Here is a 5,705-nt window from a genome sequence, read left to right as displayed (position 1 = left end):
TCGTGGACACAAGCATCCAGGTCCGGCTACCGGGCATCAAGGTGACTTGGGCGGACGCATACCAGGTGACTGACCAGGAGGCTGAAGTCGACCGCATGCCAAATCAGCGGCGCATTGACCTGCCCCCTTTCGCCGTACCACTCATTGCGAGGGACCCCTGGGGGTCAAGGGTATGCCAGTGCGGCGGTTGAAGGTGAGCCTGCATCGGCAGCTTGCTGTCGATGCAGGCGTGCGAAGCACCTCGGTGGCACGCGGCCAAGTGCTCGAATGCGGCCGCACATCGTCCTGCTAGGCCTGGATCGCGACGCGGGGCTGCGCCAGCGTCTCGAACCAATGCTCGTTCAGGCACTCGTCGCGGAACTTGCCGTTGAAGCTCTCGATACAGCCGTTCTGCGTCGGCGCCCCTGGCTCGATGAGGATGTGCTTGATGCCATGCCGCTGGGACGGATTCGCTCTCGTTCAGATTGGTACGTCAGACAGGGAGCAGGTCACATGTGCTGGCGTCGGACTTCTGCATCAAGCCCCATCGACCACTCGGCGCTGCGGCCTCGGCGGGAGTTCCCGCAGATGAACGTCCTGCCGGGGCTGGCAACTGCTGGCAGGCCTGAGACGGCCCAAGCGCTCACGCTGACGCTGCCCGCCGGCTCCTAGAGCGCACACAGGCTGGTGCGCTTTGTCCGCGACGCGCGGGCTATCAGTGAGGTCGGGTGAATTCCGCAGCTCTACGTTCAAGCAATATTACGCCGCANCAAAGCAAAACGCCCAACCTCTTTCGAGATTGGGCGCTGGGCTTGGGTAACTAGCCTGACGATGACCTACTTTCACACGGGAATCCGCACTATCATCGGCGCTGACTCGTTTCACTGTCCTGTTCGGGATGGGAAGGAGTGGGACCAAGTCGCTATGGTCGTCAGGCTTGACTGGTTGGTCTGTTGACGAGGTCAACAAACCCAATTCGTAGAGTCAGCAGATGTTCTCTGCACACCGCAAGTATAAATCCTTGCAGCGGAATCAGTATTTGATTGCGTCTTCGTAGCTTCGAAGAACGACATAACTTGAACACTCACCTTGAGACGTGCGTTGCACAGACTCTCAAAGTTATAGGGTCAAGCCTCACGGGCAATTAGTACTGGTTAGCTTAACGCATTACTGCGCTTCCACACCCAGCCTATCAACGTCCTGGTCTCGAACGACCCTTCAGGGGGCTCAAGGCCCCGGCAAGACTCATCTTGAGACGAGTTTCCCGCTTAGATGCTTTCAGCGGTTATCTCTTCCGCACTTAGCTACTCGGCAATGCCACTGGCGTGACAACCGATACACCAGAGGTGCGTCCACTCCGGTCCTCTCGTACTAGGAGCAGGCTCTCTCAATCTTGCAGCGCCCACGGAAGATAGGGACCAAACTGTCTCACGACGTTTTAAACCCAGCTCACGTACCTCTTTAAATGGCGAACAGCCATACCCTTGGGACCGGCTACAGCCCCAGGATGAGATGAGCCGACATCGAGGTGCCAAACACCGCCGTCGATATGAACTCTTGGGCGGTATCAGCCTGTTATCCCCAGAGTACCTTTTATCCGTTGAGCGATGGCCCTTCCATACAGAACCACCGGATCACTTTGTCCTACTTTCGTACCTGCTCGACTTGTCAGTCTCGCAGTCAAGCACGCTTATGCCAATGCACTATCGTCACGATTTCCGACCGTAACTAGCGTACCTTCGAACTCCTCCGTTACACTTTGGGAGGAGACCGCCCCAGTCAAACTGCCCACCATACACTGTCCCCATCCCGGATAACGGGACAAGGTTAGAACCTCAAACACACCAGGGTGGTATTTCAACGTTGGCTCCATCAGATCTAGCGACCTGACTTCAAAGCCTCCCACCTATCCTACACAGATCTGTTCAAAGTCCAATGTAAAGCTACAGTAAAGGTTCATGGGGTCTTTCCGTCTTTCCGCGGGGAGATTGCATCATCACAAACATTTCAACTTCGCTGAGTCTCTGGAGGAGACAGTGTGGCCATCATTACTCCATTCGTGCAGGTCGGAACTTACCCGACAAGGAATTTCGCTACCTTAGGACCGTTATAGTTACGGCCGCCGTTTACTGGGACTTCAGTCAAGAGCTTGCACCCCATCATTTAATCTTCCAGCACCGGGCAGGAGTCACACCCTATACGTCGACTTTCGTCTTTGCAGAGTGCTGTGTTTTTAATAAACAGTTGCAGCCACCGATTCTCTGCGGCCTCATTGGGCTCCCCTTGTACAGGTTCACCTACTAAAGGCACACCTTCTTCCGAAGTTACGGTGTCAATTTGCCGAGTTCCTTCTCCAGAGTTCTCTCAAGCGCCTTAGAATACTCATCTCGCGCACCAGTGTCGGTTTGCGGTACGGTCGTTGCAAGCTGAAGCTTAGTGGCTTTTCCTGGAAGCAGGGTATCACTCACTTCGGAGGCAAGCCTCCTCGTTATCACGCCTCATCTAAGCTCTCCGGATTTTCCTAAAGAGCACGACTACACGCTTGAACCGGGACATCCAACACCCGGCCGAGCTAACCTTCTCCGTCCCCACATCGCACTTGCAATCGGTACAGGAATATTGACCTGTTTCCCATCAGCTACGCATCTCTGCCTCGCCTTAGGGGCCGACTCACCCTACGCCGATGAACGTTGCGTAGGAAACCTTGCGCTTTCGGCGAGGGGGCTTTTCACCCCCTTTAACGCTACTCATGTCAGCATTCGCACTTCTGATACCTCCAGCAGGCTTCACAACCCACCTTCACAGGCTTACAGAACGCTCTCCTACCACGTGCAATAAATTGCACATCCGCAGCTTCGGTAACTGGCTTAGCCCCGTTACATCTTCCGCGCAGGACGACTCGATCAGTGAGCTATTACGCTTTCTTTAAATGATGGCTGCTTCTAAGCCAACATCCTGACTGTTTTAGCCTTCCCACTTCGTTTCCCACTTAGCCAATTTTAGGGACCTTAGCTGGCGGTCTGGGTTGTTTCCCTCTTGAGTCCGGACGTTAGCACCCGGTGCTCTGTCTCCCAAGCTGTACTCTGCGGTATTCGGAGTTTGCCAAGGTTTGGTAAGTCGCCATGACCCCCTAGCCTAAACAGTGCTCTACCCCCGCAGGTAATACTTGAGGCACTACCTAAATAGTTTTCGGAGAGAACCAGCTATTTCCAAGTTTGTTTAGCCTTTCACCCCTATCCACAGCTCATCCGCTAGTTTTGCAACACTAGTCGGTTCGGACCTCCAGCACCTGTTACGGTACCTTCATCCTGGCCATGGATAGATCACTTGGTTTCGGGTCTACACCCAGCGACTATTCGCCCTATTCGGACTCGATTTCTCTACGGCTTCCCTATTCGGTTAACCTCGCCACTGAATGTAAGTCGCTGACCCATTATACAAAAGGTACGCAGTCACCCTTGCGGGCTCCTACTTTTTGTATGCATGCGGTTTCAGGATCTATTTCACTCCCCTCCCGGGGTTCTTTTCGCCTTTCCCTCACGGTACTTGTTCACTATCGGTCGATTACGAGTATTTAGCCTTGGAGGATGGTCCCCCCATATTCAGACAGGATTTCACGTGTCCCGCCCTACTCTATTCGCGCCTAGTTCCACAATCTGCATTTCTCATACGGGGCTATCACCCGCTGTGGCCGGACTTTCCATTCCGTTCTGATATACAAACTGCTAAAACGCGAGGGCTACTCCGATTTCGCTCGCCACTACTTTCGGAATCTCGGTTGATGTCTTTTCCTCGAGCTACTGAGATGTTTCAGTTCACCCGGTTCGCCACAATGACCTATGTATTCAGTCAGAGTTACTGCTTGCGCAGTGGGTTTCCCCATTCGGAAATCTCCGGATCAAAGCTAATTTGCCAGCTCCCCGAAGCTTATCGCAGGCTATCACGTCCTTCATCGCCTGTAATCGCCAAGGCATCCACCACATGCACTTAGTCACTTGACCCTATAACTTTGACAGCGCTGACTGCACTGTCGTCAAGGACTCAATTCAGATCCTCAGATCCAAACTGTTTTTGAGTATTCACGCGTTACGCCGTTCTTCATACCTAATCAATTTCTTGCTTAGTTGAAGTCTATGTTTGACGCAATCAAAATGTTGCCGACGGCACGGTGCATCAGGAGATGCTTTCCGTCGACAACGCTGATTCGACTCTACAAATTGTTAAAGAACAACAGCCGATCTTTGCAGACCTGAAGCTGGTAAACCTCAACGAACATCGCTATTCGCTAAGGTTTACCAACTTGGTGAGTGAAACTGGTGGAGGATGACGGGATCGAACCGACGACCCCCTGCTTGCAAAGCAGGTGCTCTCCCAGCTGAGCTAATCCCCCGATATCTCGTGGTGGGTCTGGCTGGATTCGAACCAGCGACCCCCGCCTTATCAAGACGGTGCTCTAACCGACTGAGCTACAGACCCACGCGAAACTCGTTGCGTCGCTCTGTATCATCGCCAGCTGTCGAGGCCAGCTCCACAGGCTCACGCGATTTCACTCACTGTTGTATGACAGCCGATAAGTGTGGGCGCTTAAAGCAAAGTGCTTGAGCTTTCGCTCTATAGCGATCTCGCTCTGACAGCTCCGGAGAACCATCGAGGCTTGATCAATCTAGAAAGGAGGTGATCCAGCCGCACCTTCCGATACGGCTACCTTGTTACGACTTCACCCCAGTCACGAACCCTGCCGTGGTAATCGCCCTCCTTGCGGTTAGGCTAACTACTTCTGGCAGAACCCGCTCCCATGGTGTGACGGGCGGTGTGTACAAGACCCGGGAACGTATTCACCGCGGCAAGCTGATCCGCGATTACTAGCGATTCCGACTTCACGCAGTCGAGTTGCAGACTACGATCCGGACTACGACCGGGTTTCTGGGATTAGCTCCCCCTCGCGGGTTGGCAGCCCTCTGTCCCGGCCATTGTATGACGTGTGTAGCCCTACCCATAAGGGCCATGATGACCTGACGTCATCCCCACCTTCCTCCGGTTTGTCACCGGCAGTCTCATTAGAGTGCCCTTACGTAGCAACTAATGACAAGGGTTGCGCTCGTTGCGGGACTTAACCCAACATCTCACGACACGAGCTGACGACGGCCATGCAGCACCTGTGTTCTGGCTCTCTTTCGAGCACTCCCAAATCTCTTCAGGATTCCAGACATGTCAAGGGTAGGTAAGGTTTTTCGCGTTGCATCGAATTAAACCACATCATCCACCGCTTGTGCGGGTCCCCGTCAATTCCTTTGAGTTTCAACCTTGCGGCCGTACTCCCCAGGCGGTCAACTTCACGCGTTAGCTACGTTACTGAGAAGAAACCCTCCCAACAACCAGTTGACATCGTTTAGGGCGTGGACTACCAGGGTATCTAATCCTGTTTGCTCCCCACGCTTTCGTGCATGAGCGTCAGTACAGGTCCAGGGGATTGCCTTCGCCATCGGTGTTCCTCCGCATATCTACGCATTTCACTGCTACACGCGGAATTCCATCCCCCTCTACCGTACTCTAGCTATGCAGTCACAAATGCAGTTCCCAGGTTGAGCCCGGGGATTTCACATCTGTCTTGCATAACCGCCTGCGCACGCTTTACGCCCAGTAATTCCGATTAACGCTTGCACCCTACGTATTACCGCGGCTGCTGGCACGTAGTTAGCCGGTGCTTATTCTTCAGGTACCGTCAT

The 5,705-nt window shown here is 53.8% G+C and carries 1 protein-coding gene, 2 tRNA genes, 3 rRNA genes and 1 pseudogene; 1 reads left to right on the top strand and 6 read right to left on the bottom strand.

The genetic code is table 11. The annotated features are described in order from the left end of the window. Positions 1-164: 164 nt before the first annotated feature. The 3 genes and pseudogenes from ASD35_RS28005 to ASD35_RS11045 form a co-directional block, all read right to left on the bottom strand. Positions 165-435 (bottom strand): annotated as a pseudogene (locus tag ASD35_RS28005) (transposase); the annotation flags it as partial. 367 nt (positions 436-802) lie between these two features. Then, positions 803-915: ribosomal RNA gene (rrf, locus tag ASD35_RS11050) — 5S ribosomal RNA — on the bottom strand. Between the two features lie 187 nt (positions 916-1,102). Continuing rightward, positions 1,103-3,980 (bottom strand): 23S ribosomal RNA (locus ASD35_RS11045). 179 nt (positions 3,981-4,159) lie between these two features. Between ASD35_RS11045 and ASD35_RS27130 the strand changes: the two genes are divergently transcribed. Continuing rightward, positions 4,160-4,306 carry a hypothetical protein gene (locus tag ASD35_RS27130; RefSeq protein WP_157275497.1) on the top strand — a complete coding sequence of 49 codons (147 nt, stop codon included), beginning with the start codon at positions 4,160-4,162 and terminating at the stop codon, positions 4,304-4,306. On the opposite strand, the gene ASD35_RS11040 is transcribed toward ASD35_RS27130, so the two are convergent. The 3 genes from ASD35_RS11040 to ASD35_RS11030 all read right to left on the bottom strand — a co-directional run. Then, positions 4,294-4,369 (bottom strand) — tRNA-Ala (locus ASD35_RS11040). The genes ASD35_RS27130 and ASD35_RS11040 overlap by 13 nt on opposite strands. Before the next feature lie 9 nt (positions 4,370-4,378). Beyond that, positions 4,379-4,455, bottom strand: a tRNA-Ile gene (locus tag ASD35_RS11035). 191 nt (positions 4,456-4,646) lie between these two features. Further along, positions 4,647-5,705, bottom strand: a 16S ribosomal RNA gene (locus tag ASD35_RS11030); the annotation flags it as partial.

The sequence above is a fragment of the Pelomonas sp. Root1444 genome (assembly GCF_001426885.1).
In the GTDB taxonomy this organism is placed as follows: domain Bacteria; phylum Pseudomonadota; class Gammaproteobacteria; order Burkholderiales; family Burkholderiaceae_C; genus Pelomonas.
This window is presented reverse-complemented; position numbering and strand designations above follow the sequence as displayed.